The sequence below is a fragment of the Thermomonospora catenispora genome (assembly GCF_006363815.1).
In the GTDB taxonomy this organism is placed as follows: domain Bacteria; phylum Actinomycetota; class Actinomycetes; order Streptosporangiales; family Streptosporangiaceae; genus Thermomonospora; species Thermomonospora catenispora.
Map to the genome: position 1 here is coordinate 128,915 of NZ_RRYT01000005.1, position 16,538 is coordinate 145,452.

Below are 16,538 nucleotides of genomic sequence, written 5' to 3' on the forward strand. Positions count from 1 at the left end.
TCATCTCAGGCTCACCACCTGCGTCATGCCCTCGTCCTGGATCGACTGGGGGGCGGGCTGACGTGCCTGGTGGCTCATGCGCACCAGCACGCCGATCAAGATCCAGTTGGCCATCAGGGACGAGCCGCCCTGCGCGAGGAACGGCGTCGTCAGACCGGTGAGCGGGATGAGCCGGGTGACTCCCCCGACGATCACGAACACCTGCAGTGCCAGCACGAACGACACACCGCCGGCGAACAGCTTCAAGAACGGATCTCGGGCCGCGATGGCGGTCTTCATGCCGCGCTGCACGATCAGCGCATAGATCAGCAGGATCGCCATCAGCCCGGTCAGGCCGAGCTCCTCGCCCATGGAGTCGAAGATGAAGTCGCTGAACGCCAGCGGGGTGCGCCACGGTTCGCCCTGGCCCAGCCCCTTGCCCAGCACACCGCCCTCGCCCAGCGCGAACATGCCCTTCATCAGCTGGGCGCTGTCGGCGTAGTCGCCGCCCATCTTCAGGCAGGCGGTCAGCCCGGACCCGATGGTGTTGCCGGCCTGGATGTAGGGCTCGGTGCCCGGCGCCACCGACACCACCTTGCCGTCGGGCAGCAGGCAGCCGCCGTCGAAGTAGGGCTCGGGGTTCTGCCAGATGCTCAACCGCTGGTTGACGTGCCCCAGGAACGGCAGCTGGGTGGCCACCAGCACGCCCAGTGCGAGCATCCCCACGCCGATCAGCACCCAGGAGATCCGCTGCGTGGCGATGTAGAGCATCGACACGAACAGCCCGAAGTACAGCAGCGCGGTGCCCAGGTCCTTTTGGACGAACAGGATGCCCAGGCCGAACAGCCAGATCACCATGATCGGGCCCAGGTCCCGGGCGCGCGGCAGCGACAGCGGGCCGATCTTCTTGCCGACCAGCGACATCGCCTGCCGCTTCTTGACCAGATAGCCGGCGAAGAACACCACCAGCAGCAGCTTGGCGAACTCGCCCGGCTGCACCGAGAACGGGCCGATGAAGATCCACACCCGGGCGCCGTTGATCTCCGCGCCCAGCCCCGGCACGATCGGCAGCAGCAGCAGGATGATCGCGCACGCGCCGAGGGTGTACATGTAGCGCTGAAGGATCTTGGAGTCCTTCAGCAGCAGCACCGTCACCGCGAACAGCAGGATGCCGACGAAGGTCCACTGCAGCTGGGTGCCCGCGGACGCCAGCCCGGAGGTGACCACCTTCTTGCCGTCCCGGATGGCGTCCTGCACGTCCCGGCTGGTGGACAGGTCCAGCCGGTAGATCATCGCCAGGCCCAGCCCGTTCAGCGCCGTCGCCAGCGGCAGCAGCAGGGGGTCGGCGTAGGGGGCGAAACGGGCCTGCACGTAGTACGCGGCCCCGGCCAGCACCACCAGACCGCCGCCGTAGCCGAACAGGCCGGTCGGTATCCGGCCGTCACGGGCCAGACCGACCTCGGCGAAGGCCGCCAAGGTCATCACCATGGCGAAGATCAGCAGCGCCAGGGATGCGCCCTTGCGCGGCTGAGTCGCCACGGGGACCTGTTCGGGGAGCCGGTCGGGGGGTGAGGTCATCAGGAGCGTTCGCCTCCCTGGCCCGCTCGCGGGCAGTCGCGGATGTCGGTGGCCGCCGGTTCGCGGCAGGCGTCGCGTCGCTTCTGCAGGTCTTTCAGCTTGTCCTCGGCCTGCTGCCGGTTGGGGAAGGTCAGCTCGCCGTTCAGCAGCCGCTGCTGATCGGAGGTGGGCAGGTCGCTCAGCCTGATCTGCGACTCGACCACCTTCTCCTCATCGCAGCCGTTCTGGCGCTGGCCCAGTCCCCTCCAGATGATCACCCTGTCCTTGTCGGGCTGCAGGGTGTAGCGGCACACCTGCTGCGCCAGGTTCCGCCAGCCGTCGGGGCCCTTGAGGTCGATGACGCCGTTCCGCAGGTCCATCTGCAGGCGCTGGGGCAGATCGGCGACCAGGATCGGGGGGTTGGGCTGCTGGGAGGCCTTGGTGTGGAGGCTGAGCCCGGCGAGGCTTTCCGGCCGGCCCTTGTAGACCACGATCCGGCCGCCCTCCTCGGTGGCGTAGTAGCCGTCGTTGCGCATCGAGTGCACGGCGAACGCGCCGGCACCGGCCAGCCCCACCGCGACCACGCCGAACGCGACGATCAGCCAGGTCCAGCGGCGTCGCGGGGCGCGCACCGTCTCCTGCGGCGGTGAACCCGCCGCCCGGCCCATCAGCTGCTGCTCGGACATGGGGGCGGCCGCCTGCGGCGGAGGAGGGGGCATCTCGTCCACCGCCACCGGCGGCTGCGGCATGGTGTCGCGCAGCTGTGCGGCACGGCCCGCCGGGGTGTCGGACTGCCGTCCCTGCGGGGACGGCGGCGCCGATCCGCCCGCCTGGCCGCCCGGCTGACCTCCGGGCCGGCCGCCCGGGCCCGCCGGACCGGCGTCCGGCGGCTCGGTGCGCGAGACGTTGGCCGCCGCGCCGACCGCCAGCGGCGAGGACTGCGGCGGCGGCTGCCCGGGCCCCAGCTCGATCACGTCGGCCACCACGCAGGTGATGTTGTCCGGTCCGCCGCCCCGGTTGGCCAGGTCGATCAGCTGGCGCACCGCGTCCTCGGGGTCGGCGTACTCGGTCAGCACCTGGAAGATCGTCTCGGCGGTGACCACGCCGGACAGGCCGTCGGAGCACAGCAGGTAGCGGTCGCCGACCTTGGCCTCGCGCAGGGACAGGTCCGGATCGACCTCGCCGCGACCGTCCAGCGCCCGCAGCAACAGTGAGCGCTGTGGGTGCGAGGCGGCCTCGTCGGGGCTGATCCGGCCCTCGTCCACCAGCGACTGCACCAGCGTGTGGTCGTGGGTGATCTGGTACAGGCTCCCGTCGCGCAGCAGGTAGGCGCGCGAGTCGCCGATGTGCACCAGCGCCACCTGGCTGCCCGACCACAGCATGGCGGTCAGCGTGGTGCCCATTCCCTGCAGAGCCGGATCGGACTCCACCATCCGGCTCAGCTTCTCGTTGGCCGCCTTGACGGTCCGCTCCAGCGCCCCCAGCAGCTCGTCCGCCGGCATGTCGGTGTCGAGCTTGCGCAGTTCGCCGATGGCGGCGGCGCTGGCGATCTCTCCGCCGACGTGTCCGCCCATGCCGTCGGCGACCGCGAGCAGGTGCGCGCCCGCGTACGCCGAGTCCTCGTTGCCCTCGCGCAGCATGCCGACGTCGGAGCGTGCGGCGTAACGGATTCCTATGGTCATGGGCGCAGCTCGATCACGGTCTGGCCGATACGGATCGGGACGCCGAGGGGCACCGGCTGGGGATGGGTCACTTTCGTGTGTCCGAGATAGGTCCCGTTGGTCGAGCCGAGATCTTCCACGATCCACTGACCGTCCTGCGCGTAAAGTCGGGCATGCCGGCTCGAAGCGTAGTCGTCGGAGACGACGATCGTGGAGTCATTGGCGCGACCGATGGTGATGGGGGCCCCTGCCGACAGGTCCAGGGTCATGCCCGCCTGATTGCCCTGGGTGATGACGAGCTGACGCGGCATGCGCGGCTGCGGGGCGGCGGCCTGCCGCGGCTGGCGCGGTTGCCGCTCCCGCCGGGGGGTGCGCGACCGTCTCGCGGCGCGCGCCACGGCCCGCGAAGAGCCGAACAGGTCGGCCCGGATCACGCCGACGGCGGCGATGACGAAGAGCCATAGCACCGCGAGGAACGCCAGCTTGATCAGCGTGAGGGTGAATTCGGACATCGGAGTGGGGGCTACTCCCTATCGCGGCGGAACACGAGAGTGGTCCGGCCCATCGTGACCCGGGCCCCGTCGACGAGGGTCACCCGCCGGACGGGATTGCCGTTCACGAACGAGCCGTTGGTCGACCCTAGATCCACGAGGACGACTTCGGGGCCCTCGACGCGGATCTCGGCATGGTGCCGGGAGACCCCCGGGTCGACCAGGCGCAGGTCGCAGTCGGTGCCGCGACCCAGCAGCGTGACCGGCGTGGTGATCTCGTAGGTCTGCTGCGCGCTCGGCCCCGCGTCCTGTGCGGTGGTGACCAGCAGACGCGGCCGCCCGGCGAACCCCCCCGTACGCCCCGGCGGCAGGTCGCTGACCGGCTGACGGATCTCCCCGCCCTCGACCGTGGACCCGCGGATCACCCCTGACCGGATCCGGAACATGCCCGTCGCGAGGTCGCCCACGTTCTCGAACCGCACCCGCACCGGGCCGACGAAGGAGTACCCCTGCTCCTTGGCGTACTCGCGGGCCAGGTTGGCCAGCTCCTGGCTCAGGCTGTCGGCGTACACCGCCAGCCGCTGACCGTCGGCCTGCGAGATCTCCACGACGAAGTCGTTCGGCACCAGTGTGCGTCCGGCCGCTACGATCGCGGCGCGCTCGTCCATCTCGCGCTGAACGGCGCTGGCCACCTCGACCGGCTGCAGCTCCGACTTGAACGTACGAGCGAAGGCACCCTCCACAATGCCCTCAAGACGTCGCTCGAAGCGCTGTAGGACACCCACGGGCACCTCCTTTCTCCACTGGTAGACGATCGTATCCGGGCTCGGGTTCGCAGAGAGTATGCGTGTACCGAACCACTCCCTGACTCGTGCTAATCTTTTCGAGCAACCGGCAAGGGCGGGTGGCGGAACGGCAGACGCGCACGGTTCAGGTCCGTGTGTCCTTGCGGACGTGAGGGTTCAAATCCCTCCTCGCCCACTCGAGAACCAAGGGCTGCGAGGTCGGAGGCTTTGCCTCCCTCCTCGCAGCCCTTGGTCGTTTTCCCGGCGGGCGGCCTTCGGCGCCCCTCGGTCGCGGTGCGCCCGCACCGCGCCGCCGCGGCGGGGCGGCCGGTGATCGGCCCGGCGACCTGGACGAAGGCCTGAGTGAGGAGCCGCGCGGCGGGCAAGGGCGCGGGCTGTCGGTGGGGCGGGGATGCATGGCCTGAAGCGTTCATGGCTCGTCGCTGCTCGGATCGTGGTGAGAGTTCGATCTTCTGGTTGAGATCTTTCGGGTGATATGGGTGGGAAGGTGAAGGTGGTGGGCGGTTGCGGCCGGGGTTCCGATGCCGGCGAGTATATGTGATGTGCGTCACATGACGTCTCTGGGGGGCGGTGTCGCGGCGTCGGCCCGGCGGACGGGCGGCCGCCGAAGGGCTCCGTACGGGCCTCGGCGATCGCCCGTCGGTCGCTCATCGATCACCTCACCGCCGCATCGCCTGTCGATCGCTCGCCGATCGTCCGTCGATCACCCGTCGATAACCCGTCGACCACCCGTCGATCACCCGCCGGCCGTCCGTGCCGGCCGGCGGGGCGGGGCGCGATGAAGCGGTTTGAGGGATGATCCGACGGGCGATCCGGCGGGGAAGGACGGTCGTCGGAGCGGTCCGTCGGGAGGCGGCCGCGCCCGGTCGGATCCCGGCGCGGGCGACCGCTTGGGGGCCGGGGAGGCCGGCCGGGAGAAGGCGTTCCCGGCCGGTGCGCGAGGACGTCAGGGGAGGGCCTGTGGAGCTGGAGCGGTTCCGGGAGGAGTTCCCGGTGCTGGAGCGGGTGTGCTGGCTGTTCACGCCCAGCTGCGCGCCGGGGGCGCGGCGGGTGGTGGAGGCGGTCCGGGCCGAGCTGGACGCCTGGGACTCCTCCACCTGGCGGGAACGGGGCCTGCCGGCGCAGCGCACCCGGGAGATGATGGCCCGGATGCTGGGGGCCTCCCCGGCCGACGTGGCGTTGGTGCAGTCGGTGGCGGAGGGCGCCGCCACCGTGGCCGCCTCGCTGCCCGCCGGAAGCCGGGTGGTGGTGGGGGAGCTGGAGTATCGGAGCGTGCTGTTCCCCTGGCTGGCGGCCGAGCGGCGCGGAGTGCGGGTGCGGCGGGTCCCGATGCCGGAGGGCGTGCTGCACGGCACGGCGCTGATCGAGGCGATCACCGAGGACACCGCGCTCGTCGCGGTGAGCGATGTGCAGTCGGCCTCGGGGTCGCGGGTGGATCTGGCGGCCGTCGCGGAACGGTGCCGGGAGGTCGGGGCGCGACTGTTCGTCGACGCGACGCAGAGCGCCGGGGTGCTGCGGCTGCCGGAGACCGTGCGGCCCGACTTCGTGGCGGTGCACGGATACAAGTGGCTGCTGTCCCCCCGCGGGGCCGCCTGGCTGTACGTCCGTCCCGACCGGCTCGAGGAGTTGACGCCGCTGGCGCCCACGGTCCGCAACGGGCCCCGGCCGTGGGAGGAGTACTACGGAGGGCCGCTGGAGTACGCGCCGGACGCCCGGCGGCTGGACATGTCCCAGTGCTGGCCCTCATGGGCGGGTGCGGGCGCGGCGTTGGAGCTGATCGGCGAGCTCGACCCCGTCGCGCTGGAGGAGCACTGCCTGCGGCTCGCGGGCATGCTGCGCGAGGGCGCGGCCGAGCTGGGGCTGAGGTGCCTGCCGAGCGAGAGGCCGAGCCACATCGTCTCGGTGGCCGTCCCGGACGCCGACGCCGCGGTGTCCCTGCTGGAGGAGGCGGAGATCCGGGCGACGGCGCGGGCCGGGGCGCTGCGGTTCGGGTTCCATGGGTTCAACACCGACGACGACGTCGAGCGCGTGCTGAGCGCGCTGGGCCCGCTCGCCGGGCGCGGGTGAGCGGAACGCGGCCGGGCGGGAGCGGATCGGCCGACGAGGACGAGGCCGAGGACGAGGTCGCCCACCGCCGCGATGCCGGGCCGGCCGCCTCGCCCCGCGATCTGTGGATCGGCCCCGCGGCCCGGGGCGTCCCGCGACCGTCACCGGCCCCGACTCGGGCCGGGGCCGGAGTCGGCGCCCAGGGCGCCGTCGGCGATCTCGCGCAGGGCCGCGCAGTGGGCGGCGAAGGCGGCGCGTCCCGCGGAGGTGAGGGAGAGCCAGGTGCGCGGGCGCTTGCCCACATATCCCTTGGTGATCTTGACGTATCCGGCCCTCTCCAGGGCGGCGGCCTGCTTGGAGAGGGCGGAGTCGGTGATCTCGACGGTGTCGCGGACGAAGGCGAACTCGGCCTTCTCCGCGGCGGCCAGCGCGGCGACGATCGCGAAGCGGACGGGCGCGTGGATGACTTCGTCGAGCCGGTGACGGGGATGGCTCATCGACGGCCCTCCAGACGGGCGCCGATCAGAGCGGGGAGGGCGACGGCGACGGCGCCGGGGAGCCACCACCGCAGGTCGCCGTCGAACGCGGTGACGCCCACGGTCACGACGACGGCGTACACGGTCGCCCAGACGCCGATGACGACGCCGTGGCGGACGCCGAAGCCGTGGCGGGCCACGGGCTGACGGACCGCGTACACCGACAGGCCGATGACGAGGGCGCCCCACAGGCCCGCCGCGACGAGCCGGACCGGGGTGCCGAACGCCAGGAGCAGGGTCGTGACGAACGAGCCCGCTCCGAAGAGCCACAGGAAGCGGGCGTACCAGCGGGAGCGATGCCGCACCCGCTCCTGGAGGGCGCGGGCGCGCGCGAGGGCGGCACGGGCGTCCATGGGTTCTGACACGGCATCACCTTTCCTCGGCGACGGTACTTTACGTTAGAAAAGTACTTGCCGAATCGGCAAGTACTTTCCTGTGTGCGGTGGGCGCGGCGAGTCGCAGCCATGCGGTGCCGCTACCCTCGTCACGGCCGTAAAGAGCAATTTCGCGCTGTTCAGGAAGAGGTCATCGTGGACGTCGAACGGACATCGCTGCCCGGGATCGGACTACAGCACGTGTTCACCACCAGCCGGGGACGGCAGGTGGGGGTGGTGTCGCACCGGTCGGGCCGCCGGGACCTGGCGGTCTACGACAAGGAGGACCCCGACACCTGCATCGTGACGGTGCAGCTGACCGCCGAGGAGGCCGCGTTCCTGGCCGAGCTGCTGGGCACCGGCAGGGTGATCGAGCGGCTGAACGAGCTGCACCGGCAGGTGGAAGGACTGGTCACCGAGAAGATCCCGATCGCGGAAGGGTCGCCCTACGCGGGACGGACACTGGGGGAGGCGCAGGTCCGGTCGCGGACCGGGGCGTCGATCGTGGCGGTCGTGCGCGACGCCGAGGTGATCGCCAGCCCGCGTCCCGATTTCGTGTTCTCTGCCGGTGACAAGGTCGTCGTCGTGGGAACCGCGGAGGGCACCGCGGCGGCGGCCCGCATTTTTGCGAGCGGGTGAGGGATGCATTCGATCGCGATACAGCTCATCGAAATCGGTGCGATCATCCTGGCCCTCGGCCTGCTGGGGTCGATCGCCACGCGCTTTTCCATCTCCGCGATCCCGCTGTACCTGATCGGCGGCCTGGCGTTCGGATCGGGCGGGCTGCTGCCGCTGGAGGACAGCGAGCACTTCGTCGAGATCGGCGCCGAGGTCGGCGTCATCCTGCTGCTGTTCACCCTGGGACTGGAGTACACCGCCGGCGAACTGGTCGGCACCCTGCGCACCTCGGCGCCGGTCGGCCTGGCGGACCTGGTGCTGAACGCCGGACCCGGGGTCATCGTCGGACTGCTCATGGGCTGGGGGCCGGTGGGCGCGCTGGCCCTGGGCGGCGTCACCTATGTGACCTCCTCGGGGATCACCGCGAAGGTCATGGGAGACCTGGGCTGGCTGGGCAACCGCGAGACCCCGGCGGTGCTGTCCATCCTGGTCTTCGAGGACCTGACGATGGCGGTGTACCTGCCGATCCTCACCACGGTCCTGGCCGGGGCCGGCCTGGTCGCGGGCATGCAGAGCCTGGCGATCGCGGCGCTGACCGTCACCGTGATCCTCTACATCGCGCTGCGGCACGGGAACCTGGTGGAGAAGTTCGTCGCCAGCCCCAGCGAAGAGGTGCTGCTGCTGAAGGTGCTGGGCCTGACCGTGCTGGTCGCCGGGATCGCCTCGCAGCTGCAGGTCTCGGCCGCGGTCGGCGCGTTCCTGGTGGGCATCGCGCTGTCCGGTCCGCTGGCGCACCAGGCGCAGCGGCTGCTGACCCCGCTGAAGGACCTGTTCGCCGCGGTGTTCTTCGTGTTCTTCGGACTGCACACCGACCCGGCGGACCTGCCGCCGGTGCTGGGCATCGCGGTCCTGCTGGCGGTCGTCGGCATCGCCACCAAGCTGGCCAGCGGCTGGCTGGCGGCCCGCCGTGCGGGCGTGCACCTGACCGGTCGGATCCGAGCCGGTGCGGCGCTGGCCCCGCGCGGGGAGTTCAACATCGTCATCGCCGGGCTGGCGGTCTCCGGCGGCGCCGACTCTCGGCTGGGTTCGCTGGCCGCGGCGTACGTGCTGATCCTCGCGGTGGCCGGCCCGTTGCTCGCCCGCGGCGCCGAACCCCTGGCCCGCAAGATCAGCGGACGTCGTCGCCCCAGCCCGCAGTTCGACGTCGAGCCCGCCGAGAGCGAGGCGCAGGTCCCCCTGCAGCCCGGATCCCCCGAAGAGACCCTGCCCACCTCCGGATTCGTCTACAAGAAGGACTGACGCCCCCACGGCCCCGCCGCACCGGCGGACGCCGCCGGTGATGTCGCTGGCGTCGCCGTGGGCGAACCCGAGGGGCCGCCGTCGCCACAGGGCCCGGTCGACGCCCGCCGGACGCGGAGGGATCACGCCCCGGCGGCGCCCCGGCGTCGACCGCGCGGCCCGACGCCCTGGAGGAGAAGCGTCCTCCGGGACCCGTGGAGCCGATCCCAGGGCCGCCGACGAGGAGGTCCGGCTCTCGGGGTCGGCGCCGGACGCGGTCCGGCGTCGGGGCCGGTGAGAGGCGGGTGAGAGGCCGGTGAAGGGCGCAGGTCGGAAGGCGGGAGCCCGTCCGCCGGACGACCTGGGATGAATTCTGGTCCGGTTTGTGATCACTGACCGGATTCATGTGACACTTGCGGGCATGAGTCTTGCCGCACATCTGGAGGAGCTCGGGCGGCCGCTGCTCAACGAGCAGCTCAAGCACCCGACGGTGGTCGGCATCGCCAACGGGGACCTGGAGGAGCGGATCTTCCGGTCCTGGCTGGAGCAGGACTATCTGTTCCTGCTCGACTACGTCCGGGTGTTCTCGAGACTGGCCTGGCAGGCGCCGGACGGGCACCTGGGCGACCTGGTCGATCTGGCGCATTCGACGCTCCACGAGGAGTTGAACCTGCATCGGTCGCTGTCCGCGGAGTTCGGGGCCGATCTGGAAGGCGCCCGCAAGGGTCCGGTGTGCGCGGCCTACACCGAGTTCCTGCTGGACTCGGCGGCCTCCTACCGCGACGGGCTGGCGGCGCTCTACCCCTGCATGTGGGGCTACTCCACGCTGGGGGCGATCTTGGCCGAGAACCCCCCGGACGAACCCCGGTACCGGCGCTGGGTGGACACCTACGCCGACCCCGAGTTCGCCGCGCTGGCCCGCCGGATCGGCGAGATGATCGACGAGGCCGCCCCCGACCGCGCCCGCGCCGAGCGCCTGTTCCTCGAGGGCATGCGCCACGAAGTGGCGTTCTGGGACGTTCCGCTCGACGAGTGAGGCCGACCGGACCGGCGCCGAGGCGAGGGGACCCGCGGGCCGACGAGCGGGACGCGGCATCTCAGGCGGCATCTCGGGCGACGCGGCGGCCGGGCCGCCGGAACCGGGACGCGCGGCCGACCCCGGCGCGCACCCGGCCCGGCCGACCGCCCGGGCCGTTCCACGGCTCTCGTGAACGCGGCGGTGCGGTCCGCCGCGGAACCCGCCCCGCCGCCCGGAGAACCCCTTCGGCGCGATGACGAGTGAGCGTGCGGCCCGAGGAGGCGCGGTGCCCGAACGATTGCGGGACCACTGGTGGTGGCGGCCCGGCATGCGGCCGGGGCGGAGCATGCTGGTGTGGCATCTGCTGACGGAGGACCGGCCGGAGCTGCGCTCGCTGGCGCGGCGGTACCGGGCACGGCTCGCCGGGATGCCGGGGCTGGACCCCGTTCCGGACGCCTGGCTGCACATGACCACTCGGGTCGTGGGGTTCGCCGACGAGATCCCCGCCGCCGAGGCGGACGCGATGGTGTCCGCGGTGACGGAGGCGTTCGGGGCGCTGGCGCCGATCACCGTGCGGATCGGCCGGCCGTACCTGTACGACGAGGGCGTGGCGATGGGGATCGAGCCGGAAGGCGCCCTGGACCCCGTCCGCGAGGCCATCGACGCCGGCGTCGCGCGCACCGTCACGGCGCACCGCCTCGCCGACCAGCCCGACTGGACCCCGCATGTGACCGTCGCCTACAGCAACACCGACCTCCCCACCGCCCCCATCCTCCAGGCCCTCGCCGACCCCCCGGCCCCGTGCCGGCTGACGGTCCACCAGGCCCACCTGGTCGAGCAGGTCCGCGACGGGCGCCTGTACCGGTGGGACGTTCGCGCCTCCGTCCCTCTCGCCGGCTGACCTCGTCCCTCCTTTGCGGAAAGACCGAAAACGAGTGGTCGTGTCGCGAGGGCGATGATCACAATGGCGGTCATGCATGTGGACGATCCGGTCAGGCTCGGCGAGACCCGCCTGGGGAACGGGCGGGTGCTCGGCTGGGCCGAATGGGGACCGCCCAACGGCAGGCCGGTGCTGCTGTCCCCGGGGGCGGCGACCAGCCGATGGCTGGGATTCGGCTGGGATGTGCTCGATGAGCTGGGCGTACGGCTGATCTCCGTGGATCGGCCGGGCCTGGGCGTCTCGACGCCGGCGCCCGGGCGGACGTTCGCCGACCACGCCGCCGACATCAAGGAGCTGGCCGAACGCCGTGACCTGGGGCGGCCGTTGATGGTCGCGAACTCGCAGGGGGCGCCGTTCGGGTTCGCCTGCGCGGTCGAGGGGGTCGTGGCGGCGCTGACGGTGACCTCGGGAAGCGACGAGATCGCCGACCCCGTGTTCGCGCCGATGCTGCCGGAGGAGCTGCGCGGACTGGTCGAGACGGTGAAGACCGACCCGGCCCGCGCCGAGGGCGTCTTCGCCGGCTTCAGCCTCCAGGCGATGTGGGACATGGTGATGGGAGGCAGCCCGAAGTCCGACCTCGCCGTCTACCAGGCCCCGGCGTTCGCCGACGCCTACCGGAAGGCGCTGGAGGAGGGGTTCGCCCAGGGGACGGCGGGCTATGCCCGGGACACGGTGCTGGCCATGGGCCGGTGGCCGTTCGACCTGGGGGCCATCACCGTTCCCGTCGATCTGTGGTACGGGGAGGAGGACGCCTCGCACTCCCCCGACAACGGGGCCAGGCTGGCGACGCGCATCCCCGGCGCCGTCCGCCACGTCGTCCCCGGCATCGGCGGCGCCGTCCTGTGGACCCGCTCTGAAGAGATCCTCCGCACCCTGCTCAGCCGGGCCTGAGGGCTCCTCGTGCGCGCTGAGGCGCCCGGGGCGCGTCCAGGAGCGCATGTCCTCCCCGGCGCGCGTTCCGGCCGCCGCGGCGGCCGGAACGCGGGGGCCGGTCAGCCGTCGAGGTTCTCGTCGGCGCTGGAGCGGTGGGGGACGCGCCCGGCCGGGACGGTGCCCATGCGGCCGGCGCGGAAGTCCTCGAACGCCTGGATGATCTCCTCGCGGGTGTTCATCACGAACGGGCCGTAGCGGGCGATCGGCTCGCGGATCGGCAGGCCGCCCAGCACCAGGACCTCCCAGCCGTTCTTGCTGGCCAGCGGCTGGGTGTCGGCGGCCTGGAAGGTCAGCGCATCGCCGTGCTCGGTGCGGGGGGAGCCGCCGAAGACGGCGAGCTGCCCCTCGCTGAGGGGGCGGTTCTCCGGACCGGCGAAGCCGTCGCCGGACAGCACGTACAGCAGGGCGTTGAAGTCCGGCGGCCACGGCATGGTCAGCCGCGCCCCCGGCGCGACGGTGGCGTGCAGGTAGGTGATCGGGGTGTAGGTGATCCCGGGGCCTTCGTGCCCGGCCAGCTCACCGGCGATCACCCGGACCAGGGAGGCGCCGTCCGCGCCGGCCAGCAGCTTGATGTCGGTGGCGCGGATGTCCTGGTAGCGGGGCGGCGCCCACTTCTGGGCGCGCGGCAGGTTGACCCACAGCTGCACGCCGTGGAACAGCCCGCCCTTGGCGACCAGCTCCGGCGGCGGCTGCTCGATGTGCTGGATGCCGCTGCCGGCGGTCATCCACTGGGTGTCGCCGTCGGAGATCAGGCCTCCGCCTCCGGTGGTGTCCTGGTGCTGGAAGGCCCCGTCGATGATGTAGGTCACGGTCTCGAAGCCGCGGTGCGGGTGCCAGGGGGTCCCCTTGGCCTCGCCCGGCGCGTACTCCACCGCGCCCATGTGGTCCAGGAGCAGGAACGGGTCGGCCAGCGACAGGTCCATCCCGGGGAACGGGCGGCGGACCTCGAAGCCCTCGCCCTCCAGGAAGCGGCGGGCGCGGACGACCTTGGCGACCCGGCGGGCGGTCCGCTCGGACTCCGGCATGCGGGGCAGCCGCGGCAGGGTGAGGGTGTCGGCGGTGATGGCGGGCATCGGGACCTCCAGGTAGGTGGATCGTTCCGGCCCTCGGGGAACGTTGGTTGAAATCTAAATTATTCCTGGCTCTGGAGGAACCCCTCCGCGCCGCCCTCACCGTTCCGGAGCCTCGGGCGCCCGGGCGCTGTCCCGGCGTCGCCGATCCCGTGCCGGGGGTTGCGACGAAGTCAATGGTTGAAATTTAAATTACCTGTCGTACACTCGGAGTATGAGCGAACCCCGATGGCTCGACGCCGGGCAGCAGCGGGACTGGCGGGCCTTCATCGACGGCAGCCTCCGGCTGCACGACATCATGGACCGCGAGCTGAAGGCCAAGCACGGGCTGTCGGGGTCGGAGTACGAGATCCTGGTGCGGCTGTCGGAGGCGCCCGGCCGCTGCCTGCGGATGGCCGAGCTGGCCGAGCACGCCAGCCAGTCCCGCAGCCGGCTGTCCCACACCTGCACCCGGCTGGAGGCCAAGGGCCTGGTCCGCCGCGAGTCCTGCTCCAGCGACAAGCGCGGCGTGTTCGCCCACCTCACCGACGAGGGCTTCGCCGTCCTGGAACGCGCCGCACGCGATCACGTCGAAACCGTACGAAATTTCTTCATCGACGTCATCGACCCCGACGACCTCAAGGCCATCGGACGCGCGTTCCGCGCCGTCGCCGAGCGCATCGCCCAGTCCCGCTGACCCCCGCGCCGGCCCCTCCCCGGCCGCGGGGGGCGCCTCACCGCATCACGCCGGTGAGGAAGCCCACCGAGATCAAGGTGAGCGCGACCCAGGCGAGCATCATCCCGTACCCGAACGGCCGCCACGCCCCGCGCACCTGCCAGGCCAGCAGCCCGCCCAGCCCGAACGCCACCACCAGCAGCGCCACGAACTGCGGCAGCAGGCTCGACCGGTACACGCCCATCAGCGGCGCGTACATCATCACCAGGTCGACGAAGCAGAAGGTGAGGAACCCCGCCGCCCCGCGCAGCAGATCGGCGCGGCTCACCGACAGCCGCTCCCAGGGCGGTGTGTCGGGGACCTTGAGGAGAGGCTCGTCGCGCCCCGCATGATCGGCGTCGTCGGACGCCGGTCCGAGCAGCTCGTCCACGAGCGTCGGAGCGTCTCCTGTGTCCTGTTGCGGGTCGGTCATCGCGATCCCCGGACGGTGCGGACGAACGCCATCTATCGCAGCACCGTAGTTCGGCGTCCCCACCCCCGGCCAGCGGGCACGCCGGGATGACCGCATCCCGCCAGACCCGTGTCATGCTGGGGAAATGGCAAGGAAACCGCTGATCAGCGCGGTGCTGCTGCTGGGGCTCGCGGCGGCGGCCGGCTGCGGGGGCGGCGGAGACGACGAGGCCGGACGCCGACCGGGCGGCACCGTCGCCCCTCCCACGGCGGCCGGGACCGCCCGGCCCGAGGAGGACGGGCGGAAGCCGGCACGGTTCACCGCGGAGATCAAGAAGCTGTCGCGTTCGGACCTTCCGCATTCGTGGCGACCGGGCTGCCCGGTGCCGGTGTCGGGACTGCGGGCGATCGACATGACCCACTGGGGGATGGACGGCCGGGTCCACGAGGGCCGGCTCGTCGTGAACGCCTCGGCCGCCGAGGACCTGGTGGGCGTGTTCCGCACGCTGTTCGAGCGCCGTTATCCGATCGAACGGATGGAGCCGGTCGACAAGTACCGGGGCAGCGACTTCGACTCCATCGAGGCCAACAACACCTCGGCGTTCAACTGCCGGCGCGCCACCGGGTCGAGCAGCTGGTCGCAGCACGCCTACGGACTGGCCGTCGACCTCAACCCCTGCCAGAACCCCTACGTCACCGCGAGCGGCCGGGTCGCCCACAAGGACTGCATCAAGTTCAAGGACCGCAGCCGCACCGACCCCGGCGTCATCCACAAGGGCGACGCCGTGGTCAAGGCCTTCGCCTCCATCGGCTGGGGCTGGGGCGGCTCGTGGACCGGCGCCAAGGACTACCAGCACTTCAGCAGCACCGGACGGTGACCGCGCGGCCCGGCGTCGGCCGGGACCCGGCCGCGGCGCCGGGCGCCCCGCGGACGCCGCCGGGAGCGCTCGCCGGGAACGGCGATCGCGCCCGCAGGTGATGTTCCGCCCGGGCGAGAGGCCTTTATCGTCCGGCACATGGTCCACGGCCCGGGCACGCTGGTCGCCGGGCGGTACCGCCTGCTCGAGCGGATCGGCCGGGGCGGGTTCGGCGTGGTCTGGCGGGCCCGTGACGAGCGGCTGGGCCGCCGGGTCGCCGCCAAGCAGCTGCTCCCGCCCGCCGGGGCGGGCGGGAGCGACCTCGGCGAGCGCGGCCTGCGGGAGGCCAGATTCGCCGCCCGCGTCGCGCATCCGTCCGCCGTCGCCGTCTACGACGCGGCCCACGACGGCGACTGCTCGTGGATCATCATGGAGCTGGTCCCCGGGCGTCCCCTGAACGCCCTGGTCAGGGAGCATGGGCCGCTGTCGCCCCGGCAGGCGGCCTGGGTGGGGCTGCAGGTGCTGGGGGCGTTGCGGGCCGCGCACGCCGCCGGAGTGGTGCACCGCGACGTCAAGCCGGGCAACGTCCTCATCGCCCGGCGCCGCGTCGTCCTCGCCGACTTCGGGATCGCCGCCCTCGCGGGGGAGCCGGCGCTCCCCCGCTCCGGGGTCGTGCCGGGGGCGCCCGCCTACACCGCCCCCGAACGGGCCAGAGGCGAACCCGCCGTCCCGGCCTCTGACCTGTGGTCGCTGGGCGCGACCCTGTTCTACGCGGTCGAGGGGCATCGCCCCTATCTCGGACCGGGTCCCGCCGCGATCGTCCGCGCGATCCTGACCGGGGAGCCCGTCCCGCCGTGCCACGCCGGCCCCCTGGCGCCGGTCATCACCGGACTGATGCGCAGGGAGATCGACGCCCGCCTCACCGCGCCGCAGGCCGCCGTCATGCTCTGGCGCGTCCTCGACCGCGCACCCGGACGGGCCGCCGTGTCCCGCACGGGCGCACGCCGGCCCCGGGCGCCTCGACCGCGGGGACCGGAGCACCGGCGGATGCGGTGACGACGGCCCTCGTCTCGGCCGGGCGGGCGCCCGCCCGCGCGCAGAATCCGTTCCAGCGGAGAGTGTGGGATTCGAACCCACGAGGACTGTCCCCAGCCCTGGGCGCTTTCAAGGCGCCTGCACTAGTCCACTGTGCGAACTCTCCTCCGCCCCCGTGCAACGGGGGCGTTCACCACGATAGCGGGGAACGCCCTCCGGATGCGCGGGCGCTTT

General features: G+C 72.2%; 17 protein-coding genes and 2 tRNA genes. 10 read left to right on the forward strand and 9 right to left on the reverse strand.

What is annotated here, in order from left to right:
- Genes EIO00_RS06365 through EIO00_RS06380 form a run of 4 tightly spaced genes read right to left on the reverse strand, consistent with a single transcriptional unit; the run spans position 1 to position 4,473 of the window.
- Entirely contained in the window at positions 1–1,557 is a 1,557-nt protein-coding gene (locus EIO00_RS06365) for an FtsW/RodA/SpoVE family cell cycle protein (RefSeq protein ID WP_140176101.1), read from the reverse strand.
- A complete protein-coding gene (locus tag EIO00_RS25550) occupies positions 1,557–3,218 on the reverse strand; it encodes a Stp1/IreP family PP2C-type Ser/Thr phosphatase (RefSeq protein WP_140176103.1) in 1,662 nt (553 codons plus the stop codon). Before EIO00_RS25550 ends, EIO00_RS06365 begins: the two co-directional genes overlap by 1 nt.
- Entirely contained in the window at positions 3,215–3,709 is a 495-nt protein-coding gene (locus EIO00_RS06375; RefSeq protein ID WP_140176104.1) for an FHA domain-containing protein FhaB/FipA, read from the reverse strand. Before EIO00_RS06375 ends, EIO00_RS25550 begins: the two co-directional genes overlap by 4 nt.
- A gap of 11 nt (positions 3,710–3,720) precedes the next feature.
- Entirely contained in the window at positions 3,721–4,473 is a 753-nt protein-coding gene (locus EIO00_RS06380; protein ID WP_140176106.1) for an FhaA domain-containing protein, read from the reverse strand.
- A 113-nt stretch (positions 4,474–4,586) separates the two neighbouring features.
- On the opposite strand from EIO00_RS06380, the gene EIO00_RS06385 reads away from it, so the two are divergent.
- Positions 4,587–4,669 (forward strand) — tRNA-Leu (locus EIO00_RS06385).
- Positions 4,670–5,454: 785 nt separating this feature from the next.
- Positions 5,455–6,561, forward strand: coding sequence for an aminotransferase class V-fold PLP-dependent enzyme (locus EIO00_RS06390; protein ID WP_175596142.1), 1,107 nt, complete (start codon positions 5,455–5,457; stop codon positions 6,559–6,561).
- Between the two features lie 140 nt (positions 6,562–6,701).
- Here EIO00_RS06390 and EIO00_RS06395 read toward each other — a convergent pair whose 3' ends face one another.
- Together EIO00_RS06395 and EIO00_RS06400 are read right to left on the reverse strand one after the other, a co-directional pair.
- On the reverse strand, positions 6,702–7,037 hold the full coding sequence (locus EIO00_RS06395; protein WP_140176110.1) for a transcriptional regulator: 336 nt from the start codon (positions 7,035–7,037) through the stop codon (positions 6,702–6,704).
- A complete protein-coding gene (locus EIO00_RS06400; protein ID WP_241661168.1) occupies positions 7,034–7,441 on the reverse strand; it encodes a hypothetical protein in 408 nt (135 codons plus the stop codon). Before EIO00_RS06400 ends, EIO00_RS06395 begins: the two co-directional genes overlap by 4 nt.
- 165 nt (positions 7,442–7,606) lie before the next feature.
- Between EIO00_RS06400 and EIO00_RS06405 the strand changes: the two genes are divergently transcribed.
- The 5 genes from EIO00_RS06405 (at position 7,607) to EIO00_RS06425 (ending at position 12,195) form a co-directional block, all read left to right on the forward strand.
- Complete coding sequence (locus EIO00_RS06405) at positions 7,607–8,089, forward strand: cation:proton antiporter regulatory subunit (protein WP_140176112.1); 483 nt, start codon at positions 7,607–7,609, stop codon at positions 8,087–8,089.
- A gap of 3 nt (positions 8,090–8,092) precedes the next feature.
- Positions 8,093–9,367, forward strand: coding sequence for a cation:proton antiporter (locus EIO00_RS06410; protein WP_140176114.1), 1,275 nt, complete (start codon positions 8,093–8,095; stop codon positions 9,365–9,367).
- A 400-nt stretch (positions 9,368–9,767) separates the two neighbouring features.
- The gene (locus EIO00_RS06415) at positions 9,768–10,382 is read left to right on the forward strand and encodes a TenA family protein (protein ID WP_140176117.1); all 615 of its coding nucleotides are present in this window, start codon (positions 9,768–9,770) and stop codon (positions 10,380–10,382) included.
- A gap of 268 nt (positions 10,383–10,650) precedes the next feature.
- Positions 10,651–11,265 (forward strand): 2'-5' RNA ligase family protein, encoded by a 615-nt coding sequence (locus tag EIO00_RS06420; protein ID WP_161602662.1) that lies wholly within the window; start codon positions 10,651–10,653, stop codon positions 11,263–11,265.
- A gap of 72 nt (positions 11,266–11,337) precedes the next feature.
- Positions 11,338–12,195, forward strand: coding sequence for an alpha/beta fold hydrolase (locus tag EIO00_RS06425; RefSeq protein WP_140176121.1), 858 nt, complete (start codon positions 11,338–11,340; stop codon positions 12,193–12,195).
- 101 nt (positions 12,196–12,296) lie between these two features.
- On the opposite strand, the gene EIO00_RS06430 is transcribed toward EIO00_RS06425, so the two are convergent.
- Positions 12,297–13,310 carry a pirin family protein gene (locus EIO00_RS06430; protein WP_140176123.1) on the reverse strand — a complete coding sequence of 338 codons (1,014 nt, stop codon included), beginning with the start codon at positions 13,308–13,310 and terminating at the stop codon, positions 12,297–12,299.
- 211 nt (positions 13,311–13,521) lie between these two features.
- Here EIO00_RS06430 and EIO00_RS06435 point away from each other — a divergent pair, with 211 nt between their 5' ends.
- The gene (locus EIO00_RS06435; protein WP_140176125.1) at positions 13,522–13,983 is read left to right on the forward strand and encodes a MarR family winged helix-turn-helix transcriptional regulator; all 462 of its coding nucleotides are present in this window, start codon (positions 13,522–13,524) and stop codon (positions 13,981–13,983) included.
- 37 nt (positions 13,984–14,020) lie between these two features.
- Here the strand turns inward: EIO00_RS06435 and EIO00_RS06440 are convergent, their stop codons facing one another.
- Complete coding sequence (locus EIO00_RS06440; protein WP_241661169.1) at positions 14,021–14,392, reverse strand: hypothetical protein; 372 nt, start codon at positions 14,390–14,392, stop codon at positions 14,021–14,023.
- Between the two features lie 166 nt (positions 14,393–14,558).
- Between EIO00_RS06440 and EIO00_RS06445 the strand changes: the two genes are divergently transcribed.
- Together EIO00_RS06445 and EIO00_RS06450 are read left to right on the forward strand one after the other, a co-directional pair.
- Positions 14,559–15,290 carry a M15 family metallopeptidase gene (locus EIO00_RS06445; RefSeq protein WP_140176129.1) on the forward strand — a complete coding sequence of 244 codons (732 nt, stop codon included), beginning with the start codon at positions 14,559–14,561 and terminating at the stop codon, positions 15,288–15,290.
- A gap of 138 nt (positions 15,291–15,428) precedes the next feature.
- Complete coding sequence (locus EIO00_RS06450; RefSeq protein ID WP_140176131.1) at positions 15,429–16,325, forward strand: serine/threonine-protein kinase; 897 nt, start codon at positions 15,429–15,431, stop codon at positions 16,323–16,325.
- 56 nt (positions 16,326–16,381) lie between these two features.
- Here the strand turns inward: EIO00_RS06450 and EIO00_RS06455 are convergent.
- A tRNA-Ser gene (locus EIO00_RS06455) sits at positions 16,382–16,470 on the reverse strand.
- Between the last annotated feature and the right edge of the window lie 68 nt (positions 16,471–16,538).